The sequence below is a fragment of the Pectobacterium sp. CFBP8739 genome, from assembly GCF_013449375.1.
GTDB lineage: Bacteria > Pseudomonadota > Gammaproteobacteria > Enterobacterales > Enterobacteriaceae > Pectobacterium.
This window is the reverse complement of the sequence record NZ_JACDRR010000029.1, coordinates 36677-59286: the sequence shown is the minus strand read 5'-3', so window position 1 is coordinate 59286 and position 22610 is coordinate 36677. Positions and strand designations below refer to the sequence as shown.

Here is a 22610-nt window from a genome sequence, read left to right as displayed (position 1 = left end):
GTTAATCCGCTCGTTTACGGTTATTACGAGGCGCTCCACTGCGGCGCGGCGCATTGCTATGTCGGCGCGGGCCATTGTTGGAACGCGGTGGGCGTGTTAAACGCTTCGGCGCGGGTAAATCATTCATCAGCGCGTCGCTGTTGTATTTGCTGACTGGGATGCTGTGACCGATATAGGTCTCGATCGCTGGGAGATTCAGCGCATACTCTTCACAGGCCAGGCTGATAGAATATCCGCTTTGTCCCGCACGGCCAGTACGGCCAATACGGTGAACGTAGTCTTCGCAGTCATCCGGCAGGTCGTAGTTGAAAACGTGGGTCACAGAAGGAATATGTAAGCCGCGCGCTGCAACGTCGGTTGCCACCAGAATATCTAGATTACCTTGAGTAAATTCTTCCAGAATACGCAGACGCTTTTTCTGTGCGACGTCGCCCGTCAGCAGCCCAACGCGATGACCGTCGGCAGCCAGATGGCCCCAGATGTCTTCACAGCGATGCTTGGTATTCGCGAAAATAATGCAGCGATCCGGCCACTCTTCTTCCAGTAGTGTCTGGAGCAGACGCATTTTTTCTTCGTTAGACGGATAAAACAGTTCTTCTTTAATGCGATGGCCGGTTTTCTGTTCCGGTTCAACTTCCACATACTCTGCGTTATTCATCTGTTCAAACGCGAGTTCACGCACTCGGTAGGAGAGCGTTGCGGAAAAGAGCATGTTCAGACGCTGTGTTGTTGGCGGCATGCGGCGGAACAGCCAGCGAATGTCTTTGATGAAGCCGAGATCGTACATACGGTCCGCTTCGTCCAGCACGACGACCTGAATCGCGCCCAGGTTGATATGATTCTGTTTAGCGTAATCGATCAGGCGACCGGTGGTACCGATCAGAATATCAACGCCGTTTTCCAGCACCTTAAGCTGCTTGTCGTAACCGTCTCCACCGTAGGCTAAACCCAGTTTTAACCCAGTAAGGTGAGACAGCGCTTCTGCGTCAGAGTGAATCTGAACAGCCAGTTCACGCGTTGGTGCCATAATTAAGGCACGGGGTTGATTGGTTTGACGCTCTGCATTTGCAGGGTGTGAAAGCAAATAATGGAAAGTAGACGCGAGAAAAGCCAGCGTCTTGCCGGTACCGGTTTGCGCCTGACCTGCAACATCACGCCCTGACAGAGCCAATGGCAGAGCTAACGCCTGAATAGGCGTACAGTTATGAAACCCTTTGCTTTCAAGAGCTTCAATAACCTGCGGGTGCAGGGCGAAGTCGGAAAACTTCTGTTCAGTTAAGTGTGTTTTGCTCATAGTGTGGTAGAATATCAGCTAACTATTGCTTTACGAAAGCGTATCCGGTGAAATAAAGTCAAGCCGTTGTTGGTTAATGCTACACCAACACGGTAGAAATAATCCTGCGGAGTAAAATATGAGCGATAAAATAATTCACCTGACTGATGACAGCTTCGGCACGAAAGTACTGCAAGCTGAGGGCGCTATCCTGGTTGATTTCTGGGCTGAGTGGTGCGGTCCTTGCAAAATGATCGCTCCTATTCTGGATGAAATCGCTGAAGAGTTTGAAGGCAAACTGACGGTTACCAAACTGAACATTGATGAAAACCCGGCAACTGCGCCGAAATATGGTATCCGTGGTATCCCCACTCTGTTGCTGTTTAAAAACGGCGAAGTCGCTGCGACAAAAGTCGGCGCACTGTCCAAAGGGCAACTGAAAGAGTTCCTGACGGCGAATCTGTAATTAGCTTGATACCCTTCAAAAGGGTATTGCCGACGGGCGCAATCGGGCAATATGCAATTCTCATATTGACTGCTTGCCGCTCGTCGGGAAGCGTGCTAGATTCTTCACTACTGCATATCGTACTTGCCTATGTTTAAGCCCTTAGGCTTAAGCCTGAAAGTTAGAGTCTAAAGCATTATTCTGTGTCGAAATCGAAAAGCCGTTGTTTCACAGCACATTTGTGATCCGATTTTGGCAGTCTACTAGTTTTACAATACTTGGTTTTGTGTGTCTTCGATCTCCTGCCGTTGATTTATGCGGATATCGTTTATGCGGATGTTGTTTTGCGCGGATGTAATGCGCTTCAGGTGTGAAACCAGACAGGAATCCGGTGGTTGAAGGCTGTTATAGAGGCACGGATGACCCTGCCATACCATTCACGTTAATAGTTCGAGATTTACCCCGAGTTAAAGAACCCACCACTATGAATCTTACCGAATTAAAGAATACGCCAGTTTCTGAGTTAATTGCTCTTGGCGAAAATATGGGACTGGAAAACCAGGCCCGCATGCGTAAACAGGATATTATCTTCGCTATTCTGAAACAGCATGCCAAAAGCGGCGAGGATATTTTCGGCGATGGTGTGCTGGAGATATTGCAGGATGGCTTCGGCTTTCTTCGCTCCGCAGACAGCTCCTACCTCGCAGGCCCCGATGATATCTACGTTTCTCCCAGCCAAATCCGCCGTTTTAACCTCCGCACTGGTGACACCATTTCTGGCAAGATTCGTCCGCCAAAAGAAGGTGAACGCTACTTTGCGCTGCTGAAAGTTAACGAAGTCAACTACGACAAACCTGAAAACTCCCGCAACAAGATCCTGTTCGAGAACCTCACGCCACTGCACGCAAACTCTCGTCTGCGTATGGAACGCGGTAACGGGTCGACAGAAGATCTGACGGCGCGCGTGCTGGATCTGGCTTCGCCGATTGGCCGTGGTCAACGTGGTCTGATTGTTGCCCCGCCTAAAGCAGGTAAAACCATGCTGCTGCAGAACATTGCGCAAAGCATTGCTTACAACCATCCTGACTGCGTGCTGATGGTACTGCTGATTGACGAACGTCCGGAAGAAGTGACCGAGATGCAGCGTCTGGTGAAAGGTGAGGTGGTTGCGTCAACGTTTGATGAACCCGCTTCCCGTCACGTTCAGGTTGCCGAAATGGTGATCGAAAAAGCGAAGCGTCTGGTTGAACATAAGAAAGACGTTATCATTCTGCTGGACTCCATTACCCGTCTGGCGCGTGCTTACAACACCGTTGTTCCTGCTTCGGGCAAAGTGTTGACGGGGGGGGTGGATGCCAACGCCCTGCATCGTCCGAAGCGTTTCTTCGGTGCGGCGCGTAACGTTGAAGAAGGTGGTAGCCTAACCATCATCGCCACTGCGCTGGTGGATACTGGTTCCAAGATGGACGAAGTGATTTACGAAGAGTTTAAAGGTACAGGTAACATGGAACTGCACCTGGCGCGTAAAATCGCAGAAAAACGCGTCTTCCCGGCGATTGACTACAACCGTTCCGGTACGCGTAAAGAAGAATTGCTTACCACCTCTGAAGAATTGCAGAAGATGTGGATTCTACGCAAGATCATCCATCCAATGGGTGAGATCGACGCGATGGAATTCCTGATCAACAAGTTGGCGATGACGAAAACCAACGATGAATTCTTCGATATGATGAAACGTTCATAAATCCGAGCGTTCATCTATATATACCCTAAATAATTCGAGTTGTAGGACAAAACGTTAACGTTTTGAACAACGTGAAGCGTTGACCCTTTAGGGCGAGGCTCAGAAATGAGCCGAGTATTGCCAACGCACATGCGGCTTGAAGTATGACGGGTACATTACGGATAACTCGGGGAACGCCACGCTGGGTCGTGGCGTTTTTTTATCCCCTAATTGGTCGAATGTAGAGAGGGTTTCTACTGGGAAGTTGCGTTTATCACTCAATTTGTACTGGCGATCAACGTGGGCGATAGGATATAAGGCGTAAACCGAGTCTATACTGAACAGCTACAGCGCAGCTGTTAACGGTGAACTTACTCACTATGAGTACCGAATTAGTATTTATTTTCTTATTTTCTCTGGGCTTTCTTTTTTTTGCTCGCAGCATCGCGGGTAAAATAGGACTTGTCGATCGTCCCAACTACCGTAAACGTCATCGGGGTCTTGTGCCTCTGGTTGGCGGTATCTCTGTGTATGCGGGTATCTGCTTTACCTACTTTATTACCGACCAATATATCCCCAACTTTCGTCTTTACCTGCTGTGCGCGGGCGTGCTGGTATTTGTCGGCATGCTGGACGATCGTTTTGATATCAGTGTGAAAATTCGCGCCGTTGTGCAAGCGTTTGTCGCGGCAGTGATGATGGCCTTTGCTGGCTTGACGCTACACAATTTGGGACACATTTTCGGCCCATGGCAAATGGCGCTGGGCCCGTTTGGCTATCTGGTCACGCTGTTTGCCGTTTGGGCAGCGATTAATGCGTTCAATATGGTGGACGGCATCGATGGGTTGCTCGGTGGCTTGTCCAGTGTCTCGTTTGGGGCGATGGGGTTTTTGCTGTATCTGAGTGGCCATACGAATCTGGCATTGTGGTGTTTTGCCATGATCGCGGCGACGCTGCCTTATATTCTGCTTAATCTCGGTATCTTTGGGCGACGCTACAAAGTCTTTATGGGTGATGCGGGCAGCACGATGATTGGTTTCACGGCTATCTGGATCCTGATTCAAACGACACAAGGCCCACAGCATCCGATTAATCCGGTAACGGCATTGTGGATCATCGCTATCCCGCTGATTGATATGATCGCCATTATGTATCGGCGTTTACGCAAAGGGATGAGCCCGTTCTCACCTGATCGACAGCACATTCATCATTTAATGATGCGGGCGGGTTTTTCTTCCCGCCAAGCATTTGTGCTGATTACGCTTGCTGCTGCCTTGCTGGCTACGGTCGGCGTGTTGGGAGAATATTTCTTCTTTATCCCCGAATGGTTCATGTTGGCACTATTTTTGCTTGTATTCCTACTGTATGGCTACTGCCTGAAACGAGCATGGCGGGTCGCCCGTTTTATCAAGCGAATCAAACGCCGTATGCGGCATTCCGATGAGCAAAAGCAGTCATCCTGACCAAATAATTTTGGGGAAGTAATGAAATCAGAGAACTTGTCTACTGGGAATGCGTTGATTGATAACGAACTGGATATCCGTGGCTTATTTCGTCTGCTGTGGCGGGGAAAGGTATGGCCTATAGCGATCGGCCTGCTTTTTGCCGTTGTAGCATTAGGCTACTCCTATCTGGTTAAACAGGAATGGAGCGCGACAGCGATTACCGACAAGCCGACAGTCAATATGCTGGGAGGGTATTATTCGCAGCAGCAATTTCTGCGTAACCTCGACGCGCGATCTTTCTCTACTCCTCAGCCAGAGCAGCCATCTATTTCGGCTGATGCTTATGATGAATTCATCATGCAATTAGCGGCTTATGATACCCGTCGCGATTTCTGGCTGCAGACTGACTATTACAAGCAGCGTCTGGAAGGCGACGCGAAAGCGGATGCCGCTCTACTGGATGAAATGGTCAGCAATATTCAGTTTATACCGCGTGACGATGGCAAAAAAACCAATGATTCCGTGAAACTGGTGGCGGAAACCTCTGCGGATTCCAACACATTACTTCGTCAGTATGTGGCTTTTGCCAGCCAGCGTGCCGCCAACCATCTGAATGAAGAGATCAAGGGGGCCTGGGCTGCCAGAACCATTTTCATGAAGTCGCAGATCAAACGTCAGGAAGCGGTGGCAAAAGCGATTTACGATCGCGAAGTCCGCAGCGTTGAACTGGCGTTGAAAATCGCCCAACAGCAAGGTATTAGCCGCAGCCAGACGGATACGCCGGCAGACGAAATCCCCGCATCGGAAATGTTCCTGCTTGGCAGGCCGATGCTTCAAGCCCGACTGGAAACATTGCAGACCAGCGGCCCCCACTACGAACTAGATTACGATCAAAATCGCGCGATGTTGGCGACGCTGAACGTTGGCCCAACGCTTGAGGCCAGTTTCCAGACGTATCGTTATTTGCGGACGCCGGAAGAACCGGTGAAGCGCGACAGCCCGCGCCGAGCATTCCTGATGGTGATGTGGGGGGCGATTGGTGTGCTCGTTGGTGCCGGTGTTGCCTTGGCTCGCCGTCCGCGCTAACCAACTAGCTTGCTAATGTGCGTTGGGCGCTCTCGAGCGTCTGCGTCTAACCTGATTAAAGAGATTCAATGTGAAAGTACTGACTGTTTTCGGCACCCGGCCGGAAGCCATTAAAATGGCGCCGCTGGTTCATGCTCTGGCTCAGGATGGAGCCTTTGAATCGAAAATTTGCGTAACAGCCCAGCATCGGGAGATGTTGGATCAGGTGCTGCGCTTGTTCGACATTACGCCGGACTACGATCTGGATATTATGAGACCAGGGCAGGGGCTGAGTGAGATATCCTGCCGGATTTTATCGGGGCTTGAACCGGTCATGTTAGAGTTCAAGCCGGATTTGGTGTTGGTACACGGCGATACCACCACGACGTTGGCAACCAGTCTGGCGGCTTTCTATCATCGTATCCCCGTCGGCCATGTAGAAGCGGGATTGCGCACTGGCAATCTGTACTCGCCTTGGCCGGAAGAGGCTAACCGTAAACTAACCGGACATTTGGCGATGTACCATTTCGCCCCAACGGAAAATTCCCGCCAAAATTTACTGCGTGAACATCTGTCCGATCGGCATATTTCTGTGACGGGTAATACGGTGATTGATGCGCTGTTCTGGGTACGTGATCGTATCCTTGGGGATGCCGCGCTACGCCGCGGTCTTGACGAAAAATATGCCTTTTTGGACGATAACAAGAAGCTGATTCTAGTTACCGGACACCGCCGCGAAAGTTTTGGTGGCGGCTTTGAACGCATTTGTAGCGCGCTGGCGGATATTGCCCGTCGCCACCCTGAAGTGCAGATTGTGTATCCGGTTCACCTGAATCCTAATGTTAGTGAACCCGTTAATCGCATCCTGAGCGGCATTGATAATGTGATGCTGATTGCGCCACAGGATTATTTGCCTTTCGTGTACCTGATGAACCGTTCTTACATGATTTTGACCGATTCTGGTGGCATTCAGGAAGAAGCGCCGTCGTTAGGTAAGCCCGTATTGGTGATGCGTGATACAACAGAGCGGCCAGAGGCGGTTGAAGCGGGCACGGTCAAGCTGGTGGGTACAGAAGTGGCTAACATTGTCGATGCGGTATCGATGCTGCTAACGGATGACGAGGCGTATCAGGCAATGAGCCATGCTCACAACCCTTATGGAGATGGACAAGCCTGTCAACGCATCGTTGATGCTTTAAAAAATCGCCAGGAGCGATTTTAAACGTCGCTATGCGACGGCCCGACATAAAATTATCAGGTGACACTATGAGCTTTACTACCATTTCCGTAATCGGTTTAGGCTATATCGGTTTACCCACCGCAGCGGCCTTTGCATCGCGCCAGAAAAAAGTCATCGGTATTGATGTGAACAAACTGGCGGTTGAAACCATTAATCGTGGCGAAATCCATATTGTTGAGCCCGATCTGGATTCATTGGTCAAAGTGGCAGTAGAAAACGGCTACCTTCAGGCCATGACAAAACCCGTGCCAGCCGATGCCTTTCTGATCGCCGTTCCTACTCCTTTCAAAGGCGATCACGAACCCGATTTGACCTACGTTCAGGCTGCGGCAGCGTCCATCGCGCCTGTTCTGAAGAAAGGCGATCTGGTGATTCTGGAATCGACATCCCCCGTAGGGGCAACCGAGCAAATGGCTGAATGGCTGGCTGAGATGCGTGCAGACTTGACGTTCCCGCAGCAGGTGGGGGAAACGGCGGACATCAATATTGCCTATTGCCCTGAACGCGTGCTGCCCGGTCAGGTTGTGGTTGAGCTGATTAAAAACGATCGTGTCATTGGCGGCATGACCTCGGTGTGCTCTGCTCGCGCGAGCGAACTGTACAAAATCTTTCTCGAAGGTGAGTGTGTGGTTACTAACTCCCGCACCGCCGAAATGTGCAAGCTGACCGAAAACAGCTTCCGCGATGTCAACATTGCTTTCGCCAATGAGCTCTCGCTGATTTGTGCCGAACAAAACATTAACGTATGGGAACTTATCCGATTGGCAAACCGCCATCCTCGCGTCAATATCCTGCAACCCGGCCCTGGCGTCGGCGGGCACTGTATTGCGGTCGATCCCTGGTTTATTGTGGCGCAGAACCCGCAGCAGGCTCGATTGATTCATACCGCCAGACTGGTCAACGATGGCAAACCGCTCTGGGTGGTGGATCGCGTCAAAGCGGCCGTAGCGGATTATCTGGCACAAACGGATAAACGTGCCAGCGAGGTCACGGTGGCCTGCTTCGGGCTGGCGTTCAAGCCCGACATTGACGATCTGCGTGAAAGCCCTGCGGTAGGGATTACGTCCATGATTGCACAGTGGAATACCGGCGTGACGTTAGCCGTCGAACCGAATGTTAAACACCTGCCGTCCGTATTGGCCGGGCAGGTGAAACTGGTCGATACCAGCAGTGCATTAAAAGAAGCCGATGTGCTGGTCATGTTAGTCGACCACCGTCAGTTTAAAGCGATTAATCCAGAAGATGTTAAACAACAGTGGGTCATTGATACTAAAGGGGTATGGCGTTGAAACGTATTTTAATTACTGGCGGTGCAGGATTTATTGGTTCGGCGCTGGTCAGATATATTCTGACGGAAACGCAGGATAGTGTTGTCGTTGTCGATAAACTGACCTATGCGGGGAACCTGTCTTCGCTGGCCCCTGTCGCTGATAGCTCACGCTTCGCGTTCGAGCAGGTGGATATCTGCGATCGTGCGGAACTGGACCGTGTCTTTACCGCTTACCAGCCCGCGCTGGTGATGCATTTAGCGGCAGAAAGCCACGTCGATCGCTCTATCGATGGCCCAGCGGCCTTTATCGAAACCAATATTGTCGGCACCTATACGATGCTGGAAGCAGCTCGTCATTACTGGCAGAACTTGGCTGATGCGGACAAACGTGTGTTCCGTTTTCACCATATCTCTACCGATGAAGTGTTTGGTGACCTGCATGGGACGGAGGATCTGTTTACAGAAACCACGCCTTATGCGCCAAGCAGCCCTTATTCCGCATCGAAAGCCTCCAGCGACCACCTTGTTCGCGCCTGGCTGCGTACCTACGGGTTCCCGACGATTATCACCAACTGCTCGAATAACTACGGCCCTTACCATTTCCCAGAGAAGCTGATTCCGCTGGTGATCCTGAATGCGGTCGCAGGCAAACCCTTACCGGTTTACGGTGACGGCGCGCAAATCCGTGACTGGCTGTTTGTCGAAGACCATGCTCGCGCACTGTACAAAGTGGTGACAGAAGGCGAAATCGGCGAGACGTATAACATCGGTGGTCACAACGAGCGCAAAAACATTGAAGTCGTGCAGACCATTTGCGCGCTGCTGGAAGAGCTGGCACCGAATAAGCCTGCTGGCGTAGCGCATTACCGCGATCTCATCACCTACGTGAAAGACCGACCAGGCCACGATATGCGTTACGCGATCGATGCCGGGAAAATTGAACGTGAGCTGGGCTGGTGTCCAGAAGAAACGTTTGAGACGGGCATGAGAAAAACCGTCAGTTGGTATCTGAATAACGAAAAATGGTGGCGCAGCGTGCAGGATGGTTCTTATGCCGGCGAACGTTTAGGACTGAATGATTAAACCTGCGTCTGATGGCGGAAAAGAAAGGAGCGAAACGATGCCCCATCCGATATCCATTGGAAAGGGAGAGATTCGCGCTACGGTTGAACCGCTGGGCTGGGAGAGTGACTTCTTCCAGATTGACAGCGCTAAGCTGAATTTTTCGCCGTCTGCGCCCGCATTGGCGCCTGATTCGCTGAGCGCATTTACGCTGACGCAGGCTAAAATAGCGGCGGACAATTTGGTGCTGGTGGACGCGCTTGCCGATCTGGGTTTTCGATTGGTGGAAGGCGAAGTTGATCTCAGTTTATCGCTGGAGCGGTCTACCGTGGTTACGCCGCTACCGCGCTGGCGTGAAGCCGCGCCCGACGATATCCCAGCACTGAGGGACGCGGCATCACGCGTGTTTGCGCTGAGCCGTTTTCGTTCTCCGTGGTACCAGCCGGAAGATAGCGGGCGTTTCTATGCGCAGTGGATTGAAAATGCCGTGCGCGGTACGTTCGATCACTGCTGTTTACTGGCGGAGGATGCCGTCGGCAATCCACAAGGATGGGTCACGCTACGTAGAGTGGATGACACGGATGCCCGTATCGGGCTGCTGGGCGTTTGGCCGGGTGTGGCGGTACGCGGTATCGGTTCACAGCTGATGGCGCTGGCGGAAACGTGGTGCCGACAACAAGGACTGATTCGTCTTCGAGTCGCGACGCAGGTTGGCAACGTGGCGGCGCTTCGTCTTTATCTTCGCCGTGGTGCCATGATTGAGAGCACGGCGTATTGGTTATACAGGTGATCACATGATTCCATTTAATGCGCCACCGGTTGTCGGTACGGAACTGGATTATATGCAGGCTGCCATGAGCAGCGGTAAGTTGTGCGGCGATGGTGGGTTTACCCGCCGTTGTCAGCAGTGGCTGGAACATTATTCCGGCAGTAAAAAAGTCCTGCTCACGCCGTCCTGCACCGCTTCGCTGGAGATGGCTGCGATCCTGCTGGACGTTAAGCCCGGCGATGAAGTGATCATGCCGAGCTATACCTTCGTTTCCACGGCTAACGCCTTTGTGCTGCGCGGTGCGAAAATCGTGTTTGTCGATATCCGCCCGGATACCATGAACATTGACGAGACGAAAATCGAAGCGGCCATTACGGAAAAGACGCGCATTATCGTGCCAGTTCACTACGCGGGTGTGGCCTGCGAGATGGACGCGATTATGGCGCTGGCGAAGAAATACGATTTATATGTCGTGGAAGATGCCGCGCAGGGTGTGATGTCTAGCTACAAAGGCCGCGTTTTGGGTTCCATTGGTCATATCGGCTGCTTCAGCTTTCATGAGACCAAGAACTACACCTCGGGCGGCGAGGGGGGCGCCACGCTGATTAATGACGCCAGATTGGTGGAGCGCGCGGAAATCATCCGTGAAAAAGGAACGAACCGTAGCCAGTTTTTCCGCGGACAGGTAGATAAATACACGTGGCGTGATATCGGTTCAAGCTACCTGATGGCGGACATTCAGGCTGCTTATCTCTGGGCGCAGTTGGAAGCGGCTCGGCCGATCAACGAGCGCCGCCTGAAGCTGTGGCAGAACTACTATGCGGCATTCAAATCATTGGCCGACGCTGGGCGTATTACGCTGCCGACTGTACCTGCCAATGGCATTCACAACGCGCATATGTTTTATATCAAACTCAGCTCCCAAGACGATCGCAGCGCATTTATCAATTACATGAAAGAAGCCGAAATCCTAACGGTCTTTCATTATATTCCGCTGCATAGCTGCCCAGCGGGTCTGAATTTCGGTCAATTCTCTGGTGAAGATCGTTACACCACGCAGGAAAGCGAGCGGCTGGTGCGTTTACCGCTGTTCTATAACCTGTCAGACGTTAATCAGCGGACGGTCATCAATACCATTCTGAGTTTCTTCTCCTGATATGTCGTTGGCGAAAGCATCGATATGGACGGCTGGCTCCACGCTGATAAAAATCGGCGCGGGGCTGGTTGTCGTCAAGCTGCTGGCGGTCGCCTTTGGCCCCAGTGGCGTGGGGATGGCAGGGAATTTCCGCCAGTTGATTACGGTGTTGGGCGTATTAGCTGGCGCAGGGATCTTCAACGGCGTCACCAAATACGTGGCGGAGTACCAGCAACAGCCGGAACGGCTCAGGCCGCTGCTCGGTACGTCAGTCACGCTGGTGCTGGGGTTCTCGACGCTGTTGGCGATTCTCTTTCTTTCCGCTGCAACGCCTATCGCCAATCTGCTGTTTGGACATGATGACTATCGCGATGTGGTGCGTGCGCTGGCGTTCATCCAGATGGGTATCGCCTACGCCAACCTGTTTCTGGCGATTCTCAAGGGCTATCGGGATGCGATAGGTAACGCGCTGGCGATGATCGGCGGCAGCCTGATCGGGCTGGCGGCCTTTTGGCTCTGCCTGCAACTGGGCGGCTACGTTGGCGCTTTGGTAGGGCTGGCGCTGGTGCCCGCGTTGTTGGTGATTCCCGCGGGCATCATGCTACTGCGACGTACGCCGCTGTCGCTGGCGTCGCTAAAACCAACGTGGGATCGCGCCATTGCGGGTCAGTTGGGCAAGTTCACGCTGATGGCGTTGATGACTGCGGTGACTCTGCCCGTTGCGTACATCATGATGCGTAACCTGCTGGCGGAACATTATAGCTGGGACGAAGTGGGTATTTGGCAGGGCGTCAGCAGTATTTCCGATGCTTACCTGCAATTTATTACCGCTTCTTTTACCGTTTATCTGTTACCGACACTCTCGCGTCTGACGGATAAAGCCGCGTTATCGCAGGAAATTGTTCGTTCGCTGAAGTTTGTATTACCCGTCGTGGCGGGCGTCAGCTTTTGCGTGTGGCTGCTGCGAGATTTTGCCATCTGGCTGCTGTTCTCCAGCGAGTTCACGGCGATGCGCGATCTCTTCGTTTGGCAATTGGTAGGCGATGTAATGAAAGTGGGCGCTTACGTCTTTGGCTATCTGGTCATTGCGAAAGCGGCGCTGCGCTTTTACCTGCTCACGGAAGTGAGCCAGTTTCTCCTGTTGACTGGTTTTTCCCATTGGCTAATTCCACTGTATGGCGCACAAGGTGCGGCACAGGCCTATATGGCAACCTACCTGGTCTATTTTTTGCTTTGTTGTTGCGTATTCATTATTTACCGTAGGCGAGCATGACGACACTGATTCATGTATTGGGATCTGACATCCCGCATCATAACCAGACCGTTTTACGTTTTTTTAACGACGTACTGGCGACGGAACTCCCCGAACCGCAGATTCGGCACTTCATCGTGGCCTCCCGCGAGGGCATTTCATCGGCTGATTTCCCCGCGTTGCGTATCGAAACCTGCGTGGATAAGAAAACGCTGGCAGAGGCCGTCATTGCCAGAGCGAAAGCGAACCGCAAGATGCGCTTTTTCCTGCATGGGCAGTTTAACCCCACGCTGTGGCTGGCGTTGCTGAGCGGAAAAATCAAATCCGAGCAGGTTTACTGGCATGTGTGGGGCGCGGATTTGTATGAAGAAGCGAGCGGCCTGAAATATCGCCTGTTTTATTGGCTTCGGCGGATGGCACAAAAGCGTGTTGGACACGTGTTTGCTACGCGTGGCGATCTGGCGTGGTATCAGCAGCGTTCGCCCCGCGTGCCGACGTCATTGCTGTACTTCCCAACGCGCATGAATCCAGCGCTAACGGGCATGCAGGTGGATAAACCGCTGGCAGGTCCGATGACGATTCTGGTCGGCAATTCTGGCGATCGCACGAATCGTCATCAGGAAGCGCTGCGGGCGATTCACAAGCAGTTCGGGAAAAATGTGCGGGTGATTGTGCCAATGGGCTACCCCGCGAATAACGAATCCTACATCGCACAGGTGGAAAAAGACGGTTTGGCGCTGTTCGGCGTGAAAAATTTCCAACTGCTAAAGGATCAACTGGCGTTTGATGATTATCTCAACATGCTGCGCGCCTGCGATTTGGGTTATTTTATTTTCGACCGCCAGCAGGGCATCGGGACGTTATGCCTGCTGATTCAGTTTGGCGTGCCGTTCGTGATCAGTCGGCAAAATCCGTTCTGGCAGGATCTGACGGAACAGGAGCTGCCCGTGCTGTTTTACGGTGACGAGTTGGATGAAGCGCTAGTGCGTGAGGCGCAGCGCCAGCTGGCATCGGTCGATAAGCACCAGATCGCGTTCTTTAATCCCAATTATCTGCAAGGCTGGCGAGAAGCGCTGGCGTTGGCGACGGGAGAACCAACATGACGCTGGGGCAATTTGGTGGGCTGTTTGTCGTCTACCTGATGTCAGTCATCTTTATCCTGAGCCTGACCTGGATGGAGTTTCGGCGGGTGCGTTTTAACTTTAACGTACTGTTTTCATTGCTCTATTTATTGACGTTCTATTTCGGTTTTCCGTTTACCTGCGTACTGGTGTTTCGGTTCGGCGTTGAGGTCGTTCCCGTACAGTACCTGCTTCAGGCGATGCTGTCCGCGACAGCGTTCTATGCGATCTATTACGTCAGCTATAAGACGCGCCTGCGTCAGAAAGCCTCAGCGCCGCGTGCGCCACTCCTGACGGTGAATCGGGTTGAAGCCAATCTGACCTGGCTGTTGCTGGCGTTGATCGCGGTCGCTACCGTCGGTATTTTCTTTCTCAATAATGGTTTTTTGCTGTTTAAGCTGCGCTCTTACAGCCAGATATTCTCCAGTGAAGTATCCGGCGTGGCGTTGAAACGCTTCTTCTACTTCTTCATTCCGGCGATGCTGGTGGTGTATTTCCTGCGTCAGACGCAGCGTGCGTGGCTGATGTTCCTCATGGGTACGGTTGCATTTGGGATGCTGACCTACGTGATTGTTGGCGGAACGCGTGCGAATCTGATCATCGCCTTTGCGCTGTTTCTGTTTATTGGCATTGTGCGCGGCTGGATTACGCTGTGGATGCTGGTTGCGGCAGGCGCGTTCGGGATTGTCGGGATGTTCTGGCTGGCACTGAAGCGCTATGGGCTGGATGTCAGCGGTGATTACGCCTTTTATACTTTCCTCTATTTAACCCGTGACACCTTCTCACCCTGGGAAAATCTGGCGCTGCTGTGGCAGAACTACGACAAGATTGAATTTCAGGGGTTGGCACCGATTGCCCGTGATTTCTATGTTTTCATTCCCTCCTGGCTATGGCCGGACCGTCCGAATCTGGTGTTGAACAGTGCGAACTATTTCACTTGGGAAGTGTTGAATAACCACTCCGGGCTGGCAATCTCTCCCACGCTGCTAGGGTCACTGATAGTGATGGGCGGTGTACTGTTTATCCCGCTCGGCGCAATTGCCGTCGGGTTAGTGATCAAATGGTTCGACTGGGTGTACGAGTTAGGAAAACACGACAGCAACCGCTATAAGGCCGCTATTTTGCAGGCGTTCTGTTTCGGCGCGGTGTTCAATATCATTGTGCTGACGCGTGAAGGTGTCGATTCCTTTGTTTCACGTGTGGTTTTTTTCTGTCTGGTATTTGGCCTGAGTCTACTCGTTGCCAAACTGCTTTACTGGCTGCTGGAAAGCGCCGGGCTAATCCGGCAGCGCCTGATGCGTATGCGTGCGACGCCGCTGGTGCCGACACCCAATACCGTACCGGATCCTGTGATAAAGGAGCAGCGATGACAGCGTTAAAAGCCACAGAGAGCATTCCTCTGTATACCATTCGTGGTTTGCCCATTCACGGTTTTCGTAATATGGCGCAGTTTGTTGATTACCTGTTTGCAGGAGAACGGGTTCAAACGGGCACGCTCGTCGCGATTAACGCTGAGAAAGTGCTGACGGCAGAGAAAGATGTGGCGCTGCGTACGCTGCTCGATCGTGCAGAGTATAAGTATGCGGACGGTATTAGCATTGTGCGTTCGATTCGGCGCAAGTACCCGCAGGCTGATGTCACGCGGATTGCAGGCGCTGATCTGTGGGAAGCGCTAATGGCACGAGCGGGCAAGGAGGGAACGCCGGTTTTTCTGGTGGGCGGCAAACCTGATGTGCTGGCACAAACGGAAGTGAAGCTGCGGGCGCAGTGGAACGTGAATATTGTCGGCAGTCAGGATGGCTATTTTGCGCCAGAGCAGCGCGATGCGTTGTTTGAGCGCATTCGCGCCAGCGGTGCGCAGATTGTTACCGTCGCGATGGGGTCGCCACGACAGGAAATTCTGATGCGCGATTGTCGCCACCACTATCCTGACGCCTTGTATATGGGCGTGGGCGGAACGTATGACGTCTTTACCGGGCATGTCAAGCGTGCTCCGTTAGTGTGGCAAAACTTAGGGTTGGAGTGGCTGTATCGCTTGCTGTCCCAGCCGAGCCGTATTTTTCGGCAGTTTAAGCTGTTGAAGTATGTTGCTTATCACTACAGCAGGCGGTTGTAGTTTTTATCTGTCACAGCGAGTAAATCGTCGCATTCAGGGGCGGGAAGGGCATAACTGTCTGTTATTTAGCTTGGAATGAGTAAATCATAACCAAACGCATCATTTCGATAAAAAAGCACTAGACAGCCAGTCGCTAAGCCCGTAATATCCCGCCCCGCAACGGCGCTAAGCGCCCGTAGCTCAGCTGGATAGAGCGCTGCCCTCCGGAGGCAGAGGTCTCAGGTTCGAATCCTGTCGGGCGCACCATTATATTTTTATGAAGTATGTTGTGTGCAAGAGCTGCGGTGGTACACTTTTCTTAACAAAGAAAGTATCCCGTAAAAAGGAAGTACCGCGTAATAAGTAGTTGATGTAAAGTGTGGTGATGGTGGCTATAGCTCAGTTGGTAGAGCCCTGGATTGTGATTCCAGTTGTCGTGGGTTCGAGTCCCATTAGCCACCCCAGATTTTGCAGATATAGTTCTTGATTGACAGTTTGTGAGTTATGCGAAGGTGGCGGAATTGGTAGACGCGCTAGCTTCAGGTGTTAGTGTTCTTACGGACGTGAGGGTTCAAGTCCCTCTCTTCGCACCACACAAACGAGAACATCAGTGATGTTCGAAAAAGCAGTATATTCGGCGAGTAGCGCAGCTTGGTAGCGCAACTGGTTTGGGACCAGTGGGTCGGAGGTTCGAATCCTCTCTCGCCGACCAATTACAAAAAAAAGCACATCGGAAGATGTGCTTTTTTTTCGTCTGCGATTTGTCTTCTTGCGAAAATCTTGTCGGGTTCGTTAACCCGACAAGACGTTGTGGTTCCCTGCGATATCGTGCGTTACCGCGCGTAATGCACAGGTGCCAGTGCGCTGCTATCGATACTTTTTCGCATGGATTTCAAAGCGGTATCGAAAGGACATAGTGTACCTTTCTCCGTCTGCTGGCAGCCCTGAGAGGTCAATTCTTCTCTCAGTAGCGTTTGCTGGCCGCTCAGCGGCGTCAGAGAACGGATCTGATCCAGCGATTGTGTCTGGAAATAGATGCGCAAAAAGCGCTGTTGCGTGGTGGTGTCACGCCAGCGTTCGAATACCAAGCTACCTGCGGGGGGAATGTTATCGGCGGTATCGCCGGGTAATTGCCAATGGAACTGCAACATCGTGCGTAGGTAGGCGATGTTGGTGTCATGGGCGACATACAGTAAGTAAGGGGCTGCTGGCGGCTCCCCTTGTGTGGTGTCTTGCTCTTCCTGCGTTCCCTGTGCCAGAGCCTGTGCGATTTGCTGCATAAATAGCGAACCGCCACGCTGTGCGATATAGGGAACGTCATTGGTAAAATCGTATTTAGCCGTCATCGGAGCCATCAACGGAGTGAGATCCTGCGTGTTGCTGACGTGACCAAACGCGACCTGCGCCTGCGGCAGATTCTCGCTGTACTCCAGCAGGAAAACCTCGCTCATATTTGCCAGCGTATTCAGACCGCTGATAGAAATCGAACCATCTTTATCCTGTTTTATCGCCCACGGTTTATCAAACACCGGGCACGGTTTATCCGCTTTACATACGATCTGCTTCAACTGCTCTACGCTGGGCTGAAGATGTTGATAGGCGGTATTGAGATCGCCTCCCATCGCTTTCAGTACCTCGGCCTTGGCCCGTTCAGGGTCAAGCGTGCCAATCCCCATTTTATCCCCGTGGAACAGTGGGTCCTGTTTTTCATCCTCAACGGCATGTGTCGCCACGCCACAGCCGGGAAACATGCCATCCACATAGGCCTGTGCGGTCGCACGGGTGCGTTGTAACGGGCTGGCGAGCACATAAATCTGTTGTTCTGTGGGACAACCTGAAGCGAATAGATGCTGTTGACGATAATATTCGCCTTCATAGTGGCCTTTTAGCACAGTGGCAGCATAGCCGTGTCCGGTTAATTCACCGTCGCGCGTGACCCACTGTGGCCACTCTCGTGCCGTGCCGGACTCCAGCGTCGTCGTGTTGGATTCTGTTGGAGGACGTACGCCATGACGGCTGACTTCAACCACCTTTTCCAACTGGTAGCGGTCCTGAGCCTGTGCCTGAGTAGAGAATGAAGAAATAATGATCATGGTAATCAATAGGGTACGGGGCATGCGTAATGTCGTGTGGGAAAGCATGATAATCCTTCGTCAGCAGTCATACGGATAAGAAGTTTTATTGTAGGAAGAGTAAAGTGACAAACGGGCTTTTCCGCTTGGGAGAGAGTGTTAGCGAACATTTCTACATGCATAGTTTGCAATCAAACTTTTTGATCTAAGATAGATCCCAAAGGTATAAAGCACATAATTTCCGCATGTTATATTTTTAAAAATTAAAAAGACGACATAAATCCCCGCCTGATAAATCCAACACTAACGAGTTAATTATGGCATCACATCTTATTGATTTTCTTCTTATAGGGAATAATTTTGGCACGCCTGAAATGCGCGGCGTCTGGTCCGAGCATAATCGCCTGACTAAACAGGTCGAAGTCGAAGTTGCCCTGGCGCTTGCCGAGGGTGAACTGGGTGTCATTCCGCTGGATGCGGCAAAAACCATTGCAGAAAACGCTGACGCAAGCGCGCTTAACGTTGAAGAGATTGCAAAAGATGCGGCACGCATGAAGCACTCTCTGATGCCGACGATTGCCGCGATTCAGAAACAGTGCGGCGCGGCGGGTGAATTTATTCACTATGGTGTTACCACACAGGACATCGTTGATACCGCGACAGTGTTACAGCTGAAACAATCTTTTGATATTGTTGTAAGAGATACACAACTGCTGGCCGTTGAACTGAAGCGTCTGGCGAAGAAATATCAACACACGCTGATGGCGGGTCGTACCCACGGTATGCAGGCGCTTCCCACCACGTTTGGCTTCAAACTGGCCGTCTGGCTGGATGAATTTATCCGTCATCTCGAACGTCTGACTGAAATCAAGCAACGTGTTCTCGTCGGCAATATCAACGGTGCTATCTGTACCTATGCTTCTTTTGGCGAACAAGGGCCGGAAATCGAGCGTCTGACGCTGGATAAACTGGGGCTGAATACGCCGAATATCGGCTGGCAGTCTGCCCGCGATCGTTTCTCCGAATACGCCTCTGTTGCGGTGCTGATCAGCGGTACGCTGGGTAAAATCGGCAACGAGCTGTACAACCTGATGCGCACCGAGATTAACGAAATCGAAGAGCCGTTCTCCGAAGGGAAAATCGGTTCTACCACCATGCCGCATAAACGTAACCCTGCCGCACTGGAAGGGCTGGCGAGCCTGACGGCACCGCTGTTCAAGAGCGCCGCGCTGATTCATGAATCCATGAAAGTTGAGCACGAGCGTGATGCGATGAGCTGGCGTGCGGAGTGGATCGCGCTGCCGGAAATCAATATCTATCTGTCCGCTCAGCTTCAGAACGCGCTTGGCATCCTGCGTGGGATGTCCGTCAATGAGAAGCAAATGCTGGCGAACCTCGATCTGCAAAATGGCCTGCTGCTGTCTGAAAAAGTGATGTTTGAGATTGGTAAACGTCTCGGCAAGCAGACCGCTCACCATCTGGTTTACGAATGCTCTATGCAGGCATTCGAGCAGAATCAATCGTTTAAATCGGTGCTATTGACCCATCCGGTGCTTTCCGAGCAGGTGACTGCTGCCGATCTGGACGAATGGCTGAATCCGGCTAACTACGTTGGTAGTGCGCCGCAGAAGGTTGATGACGTGATTCGTTATGCGGACAACTCCGGCCTGCTGCCAGCATAAGGTGACACTATGAGTATCGTATTTCGTCAGGCTACGCTTGCGGATGATGAAACTTTTTTGGCGCTGGCGCTGGCGGCGTTTGAGCCGATTCGTCAGTTAGGTATCAACTTCTCTGCTGCTCATGCGGATATCGACATGGTGCGCACGCATATTGCCTCACACGGCGTTTATGTGATGGAGAAAGATGGAGAGATGGTGTCGTCATTTACCATCCGCTATCCGTGGGGGCCGGAGCCAGGCCCGTTCGGTTTACCTCATCTGGGCTGGTTTGCCACGCACCCTGGCTATAAAAAACAGGGGTTGGGTAAGCAAATGATGGGCTGGTTGGAAGAAGAAATTCTGATTAACCAGCTTAAAGCGCCTGCGGTGTCGCTTGGCACGGCACAAAACCACCCGTGGCTGATTGAGATGTACAGAAATTATGGTTTCAGGGAAGTCGGGCAGACGAATCTGGGGAAAGGACACCTGACAATCTGGATGGAAAAAATCCTTGATAACCAATTGTATGACCAGTGGAAAGATAAAAACTCAAAAAGAGAGGCAGTAAAATGATGAAAAAAGTAACGTTGTCTGTTCTGGCGCTGACGACCGCCTTTCTTGTAGCCGGCTGTGATTCTGGGAAAAGCAGCGCCGAGCAGGAAAAAGTCCTGAAAGTGGGTTCAACCGGCCAAAGCTATCCAAGCGGCTTCAAGCAAGATAACAAGCTGGTCGGCTTTGACGTTGAAGTGACGGAAGCCATTGCGAAAGATCTGAACTACAAAGTTGAGTGGGTTACCGCCGATTTCAGCGGCCTGATGGGGCAGTTGGAAGCGAAAAAACTGGATACCGTGGCGAATGTGGTGGCAATTACGCCTGCGCGTCAGGAAAAATACAATTTTGCCCAGCCTTACAGCTTCTACGGCAGCCAGATTGTGACGCACAAAGACAACGCGGACATTAATACACTGGCTGACCTGAAAGGGAAGACGGTTGCTGGGGTTCTGGGTTCCAACCATGTCAACAACCTGAAAAAAGCGTTTGCCGACGGCAGCGTGAATATTCGCACCTATGAAACACGCGATGGCGCGATGAACGATGCGCTGTCTAAGCGCGTTGAAGGCTACGTGAATTCACGTCCTATTCTGCTGGCGGAAATCAATAAGCGTAACCTGCCGTTCAAACTGGTTGGTGAACCGCTGGTGATTGAAGAAGTGAGCTTCCCGTTCCATAAGGACGAGAAAGGCGATGCGTTGCGTAAGCAGTTCGATGCAGAGTTAACGAAAATGCGTGCAGATGGACGCCTGAAAGCGATCTCCGAAAAATATTTTGGTGAAGACATTACGGTATCACCGGCTAAATAACCTCACGCCATCATTCTGGCCGAGTCGTTACGTAGATTGATGATTCGTGATGTCGGTAGCCAGATGATTCGTTATATAGCCTAGTCATAACCCTGTTCCACCGGCGCAACATGGCCGGTGGAAGCATTAATGGTATTACTCATGAATATCGATCTTGCTTACCTGTTAAAGGTCTTTCCCCAGGTATTAATGTATTTGCCGACCACGTTGTTTCTTGCCGTGGTTTCGATGTTTTTTGCTATGGTTCTCGGCCTTATCCTGGCGTTAGTCCGTGAAAGCAAGGTCGTCGTGGTAGTAAAAATCGTCGAACTGTATATCTCGCTGTTCCGCGGCATTCCATCGTTGGTTCAACTGTTTATCATCTACTTTGGCCTGCCGCAGCTGTTCCCCGGCTTATCCAATCTGGATGCGATGACGGCGGCGATTATCGGCTTTAGCCTGAAAACGTCCGCCTATATGGCAGAAATTTTCCGTGCGGGCTTGGCCTCGGTGGATTTCGGTCAGACGGAAGCGGGTCTATCCATTGGCATGAGTAAAGCACAGGTCTATCGCCGCATCGTGTTGCCTCAGGCCATGCTGAATGCGCTACCCGCGACGGGGAACACCTTCATTTCTCTGATTAAAGATACTTCGGTGGCTTTTGCGTTGGGTGTCTCCGAACTGTTCGCGGAAGGCAAAATGATTGCCGCCGAATCTCTGCGTTTCTTTGAGACCTTCCTGGTTGTGGGTCTGATTTACTGGTTGGTGATCATGGTTTATTCCTGGCTGCAAAAGCAGCTGGAGAAGAAACTGAATCACTCGCTACAGCGATAAGGGGCTGACATGATCAGTGTAAAGAATCTTTCTAAACGCTTTGGCGATCAGGTGGTATTGGACAACATTAGTCTGGATATCGCGAAAGGCGAAGTCGTGGCGATTATCGGCCCATCCGGGTCGGGTAAATCCACGCTGCTGCGTTGTCTGAACCTGCTGGAAACCCCAGAATCGGGCACCATTCACATTGGCGACCAAACGCTGGATACGCGTCGTTACTCTTCTAAAGAAGCCTACGCGCTGCGTCGCCAGACGGCGATGGTGTTCCAGAGCTATAACCTGTTTAAGAACAAGACGGCGCTGGAGAATGTGACGGAAGCGCTGATTGTTGTGAAAAAAATGCCGAAGAAGCAGGCGGATGAAATCGGTCTGGCTTTGCTGGAACAAGTCGGTCTGCTGCCGCAGGCGGCGCAGTATCCGGTGACGTTATCCGGCGGGCAGCAGCAGCGCGTGAGTATTGCGCGTGCGCTGGCAGTCGATCCTAAGGCGATTTTGTTTGATGAACCGACCTCGGCGCTGGACCCGGAAAGGGTACACGAAGTGCTTCAGGTTATTCAGAAGCTGGCGAAGAACGACACCACGATGGTGATCGTTACCCATGAAATGCAGTTTGCGAAAGAAGTGGCTGACCGTGTGATCTTCATGGCGGACGGGCACATCGTTGAAGAAGGTCCGGCGGAGCAAGTCATTAGCTTCTCGGACAACCCGCAGACCCAGCGTTTCTTGCGTCAGTTGACCAAGCTGCCTGAGCCGCTTGAGTACGATATTTAACGTATACGTAGACACACCTGCACGCCTGAACAAGGCC

Annotated in this window: 20 protein-coding genes and 4 tRNA genes; 22 read left to right on the top strand and 2 right to left on the bottom strand. The window is 52.0% G+C overall.

What is annotated here, in order from left to right:
* Window position 1: 1 nt before the first annotated feature.
* Window positions 2-1294 carry an ATP-dependent RNA helicase RhlB gene (gene rhlB, locus H0247_RS18205; protein ID WP_180743813.1) on the bottom strand — a complete coding sequence of 431 codons (1293 nt, stop codon included), beginning with the start codon at window positions 1292-1294 and terminating at the stop codon, window positions 2-4.
* Window positions 1295-1412: 118 nt separating this feature from the next.
* Here rhlB and trxA point away from each other — a divergent pair, with 118 nt between their 5' ends.
* The 17 genes from trxA (at window position 1413) to H0247_RS18120 (ending at window position 16607) form a co-directional block, all read left to right on the top strand.
* Window positions 1413-1739 (top strand): thioredoxin TrxA, encoded by a 327-nt coding sequence (gene trxA, locus H0247_RS18200; protein WP_010283883.1) that lies wholly within the window; start codon window positions 1413-1415, stop codon window positions 1737-1739.
* Between the two features lie 463 nt (window positions 1740-2202).
* Window positions 2203-3462, top strand: a complete 1260-nt coding sequence (gene rho / locus H0247_RS18195; RefSeq protein WP_180743812.1) for a transcription termination factor Rho — start codon at window positions 2203-2205, stop codon at window positions 3460-3462.
* 344 nt (window positions 3463-3806) lie between these two features.
* Entirely contained in the window at window positions 3807-4904 is a 1098-nt protein-coding gene (gene wecA / locus H0247_RS18190) for a UDP-N-acetylglucosamine--undecaprenyl-phosphate N-acetylglucosaminephosphotransferase (protein ID WP_180743811.1), read from the top strand.
* A 21-nt stretch (window positions 4905-4925) separates the two neighbouring features.
* Window positions 4926-5972 (top strand): ECA polysaccharide chain length modulation protein, encoded by a 1047-nt coding sequence (wzzE, locus tag H0247_RS18185; protein ID WP_180743810.1) that lies wholly within the window; start codon window positions 4926-4928, stop codon window positions 5970-5972.
* 70 nt (window positions 5973-6042) lie between these two features.
* Window positions 6043-7173, top strand: a complete 1131-nt coding sequence (gene wecB, locus H0247_RS18180) for a non-hydrolyzing UDP-N-acetylglucosamine 2-epimerase (RefSeq protein ID WP_180743809.1) — start codon at window positions 6043-6045, stop codon at window positions 7171-7173.
* Between the two features lie 44 nt (window positions 7174-7217).
* The gene (wecC, locus tag H0247_RS18175; RefSeq protein WP_180743808.1) at window positions 7218-8480 is read left to right on the top strand and encodes a UDP-N-acetyl-D-mannosamine dehydrogenase; all 1263 of its coding nucleotides are present in this window, start codon (window positions 7218-7220) and stop codon (window positions 8478-8480) included.
* On the top strand, window positions 8471-9544 hold the full coding sequence (gene rffG / locus H0247_RS18170; RefSeq protein ID WP_180743807.1) for a dTDP-glucose 4,6-dehydratase: 1074 nt from the start codon (window positions 8471-8473) through the stop codon (window positions 9542-9544). The genes wecC and rffG overlap by 10 nt, the downstream gene beginning before the upstream one ends.
* A 37-nt stretch (window positions 9545-9581) precedes the next feature.
* The gene (gene wecD / locus H0247_RS18165; protein WP_180743806.1) at window positions 9582-10313 is read left to right on the top strand and encodes a dTDP-4-amino-4,6-dideoxy-D-galactose acyltransferase; all 732 of its coding nucleotides are present in this window, start codon (window positions 9582-9584) and stop codon (window positions 10311-10313) included.
* A 4-nt stretch (window positions 10314-10317) separates the two neighbouring features.
* Window positions 10318-11448, top strand: coding sequence for a dTDP-4-amino-4,6-dideoxygalactose transaminase (gene rffA, locus H0247_RS18160; protein WP_180743805.1), 1131 nt, complete (start codon window positions 10318-10320; stop codon window positions 11446-11448).
* A 1-nt stretch (window position 11449) separates the two neighbouring features.
* On the top strand, window positions 11450-12700 hold the full coding sequence (gene wzxE / locus H0247_RS18155; protein ID WP_180743804.1) for a lipid III flippase WzxE: 1251 nt from the start codon (window positions 11450-11452) through the stop codon (window positions 12698-12700).
* The gene (locus H0247_RS18150) at window positions 12697-13782 is read left to right on the top strand and encodes a TDP-N-acetylfucosamine:lipid II N-acetylfucosaminyltransferase (RefSeq protein WP_180743803.1); all 1086 of its coding nucleotides are present in this window, start codon (window positions 12697-12699) and stop codon (window positions 13780-13782) included. Before wzxE ends, H0247_RS18150 begins: the two co-directional genes overlap by 4 nt.
* A complete protein-coding gene (gene wzyE / locus H0247_RS18145; RefSeq protein WP_180743802.1) occupies window positions 13779-15170 on the top strand; it encodes an ECA oligosaccharide polymerase in 1392 nt (463 codons plus the stop codon). Before H0247_RS18150 ends, wzyE begins: the two co-directional genes overlap by 4 nt.
* Window positions 15167-15916 carry a lipopolysaccharide N-acetylmannosaminouronosyltransferase gene (wecG, locus tag H0247_RS18140; protein WP_180743801.1) on the top strand — a complete coding sequence of 250 codons (750 nt, stop codon included), beginning with the start codon at window positions 15167-15169 and terminating at the stop codon, window positions 15914-15916. The genes wzyE and wecG overlap by 4 nt, the downstream gene beginning before the upstream one ends.
* Window positions 15917-16085: 169 nt before the next feature.
* A tRNA-Arg gene (locus H0247_RS18135) sits at window positions 16086-16162 on the top strand.
* A 121-nt stretch (window positions 16163-16283) separates the two neighbouring features.
* Window positions 16284-16359: transfer RNA gene (locus H0247_RS18130), tRNA-His, on the top strand.
* A 42-nt stretch (window positions 16360-16401) separates the two neighbouring features.
* Window positions 16402-16488 (top strand) — tRNA-Leu (locus H0247_RS18125).
* A gap of 42 nt (window positions 16489-16530) precedes the next feature.
* A tRNA-Pro gene (locus H0247_RS18120) sits at window positions 16531-16607 on the top strand.
* A 121-nt stretch (window positions 16608-16728) separates the two neighbouring features.
* On the opposite strand, the gene H0247_RS18115 is transcribed toward H0247_RS18120, so the two are convergent.
* Window positions 16729-18036 carry a histidine-type phosphatase gene (locus H0247_RS18115; RefSeq protein WP_180743800.1) on the bottom strand — a complete coding sequence of 436 codons (1308 nt, stop codon included), beginning with the start codon at window positions 18034-18036 and terminating at the stop codon, window positions 16729-16731.
* Window positions 18037-18284: 248 nt separating this feature from the next.
* Here H0247_RS18115 and purB point away from each other — a divergent pair, with 248 nt between their 5' ends.
* From purB to H0247_RS18090, 5 genes are all read left to right on the top strand, one after another.
* Window positions 18285-19649 (top strand): adenylosuccinate lyase, encoded by a 1365-nt coding sequence (gene purB / locus H0247_RS18110; protein WP_180743799.1) that lies wholly within the window; start codon window positions 18285-18287, stop codon window positions 19647-19649.
* 9 nt (window positions 19650-19658) lie between these two features.
* On the top strand, window positions 19659-20201 hold the full coding sequence (locus tag H0247_RS18105; RefSeq protein ID WP_180743798.1) for a GNAT family N-acetyltransferase: 543 nt from the start codon (window positions 19659-19661) through the stop codon (window positions 20199-20201).
* Window positions 20198-20989 (top strand): amino acid ABC transporter substrate-binding protein, encoded by a 792-nt coding sequence (locus tag H0247_RS18100; RefSeq protein ID WP_180743797.1) that lies wholly within the window; start codon window positions 20198-20200, stop codon window positions 20987-20989. The genes H0247_RS18105 and H0247_RS18100 overlap by 4 nt, the downstream gene beginning before the upstream one ends.
* Before the next feature lie 141 nt (window positions 20990-21130).
* On the top strand, window positions 21131-21802 hold the full coding sequence (locus tag H0247_RS18095) for an amino acid ABC transporter permease (RefSeq protein WP_180743835.1): 672 nt from the start codon (window positions 21131-21133) through the stop codon (window positions 21800-21802).
* 9 nt (window positions 21803-21811) lie between these two features.
* Window positions 21812-22573: an amino acid ABC transporter ATP-binding protein gene (locus tag H0247_RS18090; protein WP_180743796.1), complete on the top strand. Its 762-nt coding sequence runs from the start codon at window positions 21812-21814 to the stop codon at window positions 22571-22573.
* The last annotated feature ends 37 nt before the right edge of the window (window positions 22574-22610 follow it).

Coding starts and splice junctions, on each gene's coding strand:
- H0247_RS18115 (WP_180743800.1), bottom strand. CDS start 18,036: ATGCTTTCCCACACGACATTACGCATGCCCCGTACCCTATTGATTACC.
- rffG (WP_180743807.1), top strand. CDS start 8,471: ATGGCGTTGAAACGTATTTTAATTACTGGCGGTGCAGGATTTATTGGT.
- purB (WP_180743799.1), top strand. CDS start 18,285: ATGGCATCACATCTTATTGATTTTCTTCTTATAGGGAATAATTTTGGC.
- H0247_RS18150 (WP_180743803.1), top strand. CDS start 12,697: ATGACGACACTGATTCATGTATTGGGATCTGACATCCCGCATCATAAC.
- wecD (WP_180743806.1), top strand. CDS start 9,582: ATGCCCCATCCGATATCCATTGGAAAGGGAGAGATTCGCGCTACGGTT.
- rhlB (WP_180743813.1), bottom strand. CDS start 1,294: ATGAGCAAAACACACTTAACTGAACAGAAGTTTTCCGACTTCGCCCTG.
- H0247_RS18105 (WP_180743798.1), top strand. CDS start 19,659: ATGAGTATCGTATTTCGTCAGGCTACGCTTGCGGATGATGAAACTTTT.
- H0247_RS18090 (WP_180743796.1), top strand. CDS start 21,812: ATGATCAGTGTAAAGAATCTTTCTAAACGCTTTGGCGATCAGGTGGTA.
- wzyE (WP_180743802.1), top strand. CDS start 13,779: ATGACGCTGGGGCAATTTGGTGGGCTGTTTGTCGTCTACCTGATGTCA.
- wecG (WP_180743801.1), top strand. CDS start 15,167: ATGACAGCGTTAAAAGCCACAGAGAGCATTCCTCTGTATACCATTCGT.
- wzxE (WP_180743804.1), top strand. CDS start 11,450: ATGTCGTTGGCGAAAGCATCGATATGGACGGCTGGCTCCACGCTGATA.
- H0247_RS18100 (WP_180743797.1), top strand. CDS start 20,198: ATGATGAAAAAAGTAACGTTGTCTGTTCTGGCGCTGACGACCGCCTTT.
- wzzE (WP_180743810.1), top strand. CDS start 4,926: ATGAAATCAGAGAACTTGTCTACTGGGAATGCGTTGATTGATAACGAA.
- rffA (WP_180743805.1), top strand. CDS start 10,318: ATGATTCCATTTAATGCGCCACCGGTTGTCGGTACGGAACTGGATTAT.
- H0247_RS18095 (WP_180743835.1), top strand. CDS start 21,131: ATGAATATCGATCTTGCTTACCTGTTAAAGGTCTTTCCCCAGGTATTA.
- trxA (WP_010283883.1), top strand. CDS start 1,413: ATGAGCGATAAAATAATTCACCTGACTGATGACAGCTTCGGCACGAAA.
- rho (WP_180743812.1), top strand. CDS start 2,203: ATGAATCTTACCGAATTAAAGAATACGCCAGTTTCTGAGTTAATTGCT.
- wecC (WP_180743808.1), top strand. CDS start 7,218: ATGAGCTTTACTACCATTTCCGTAATCGGTTTAGGCTATATCGGTTTA.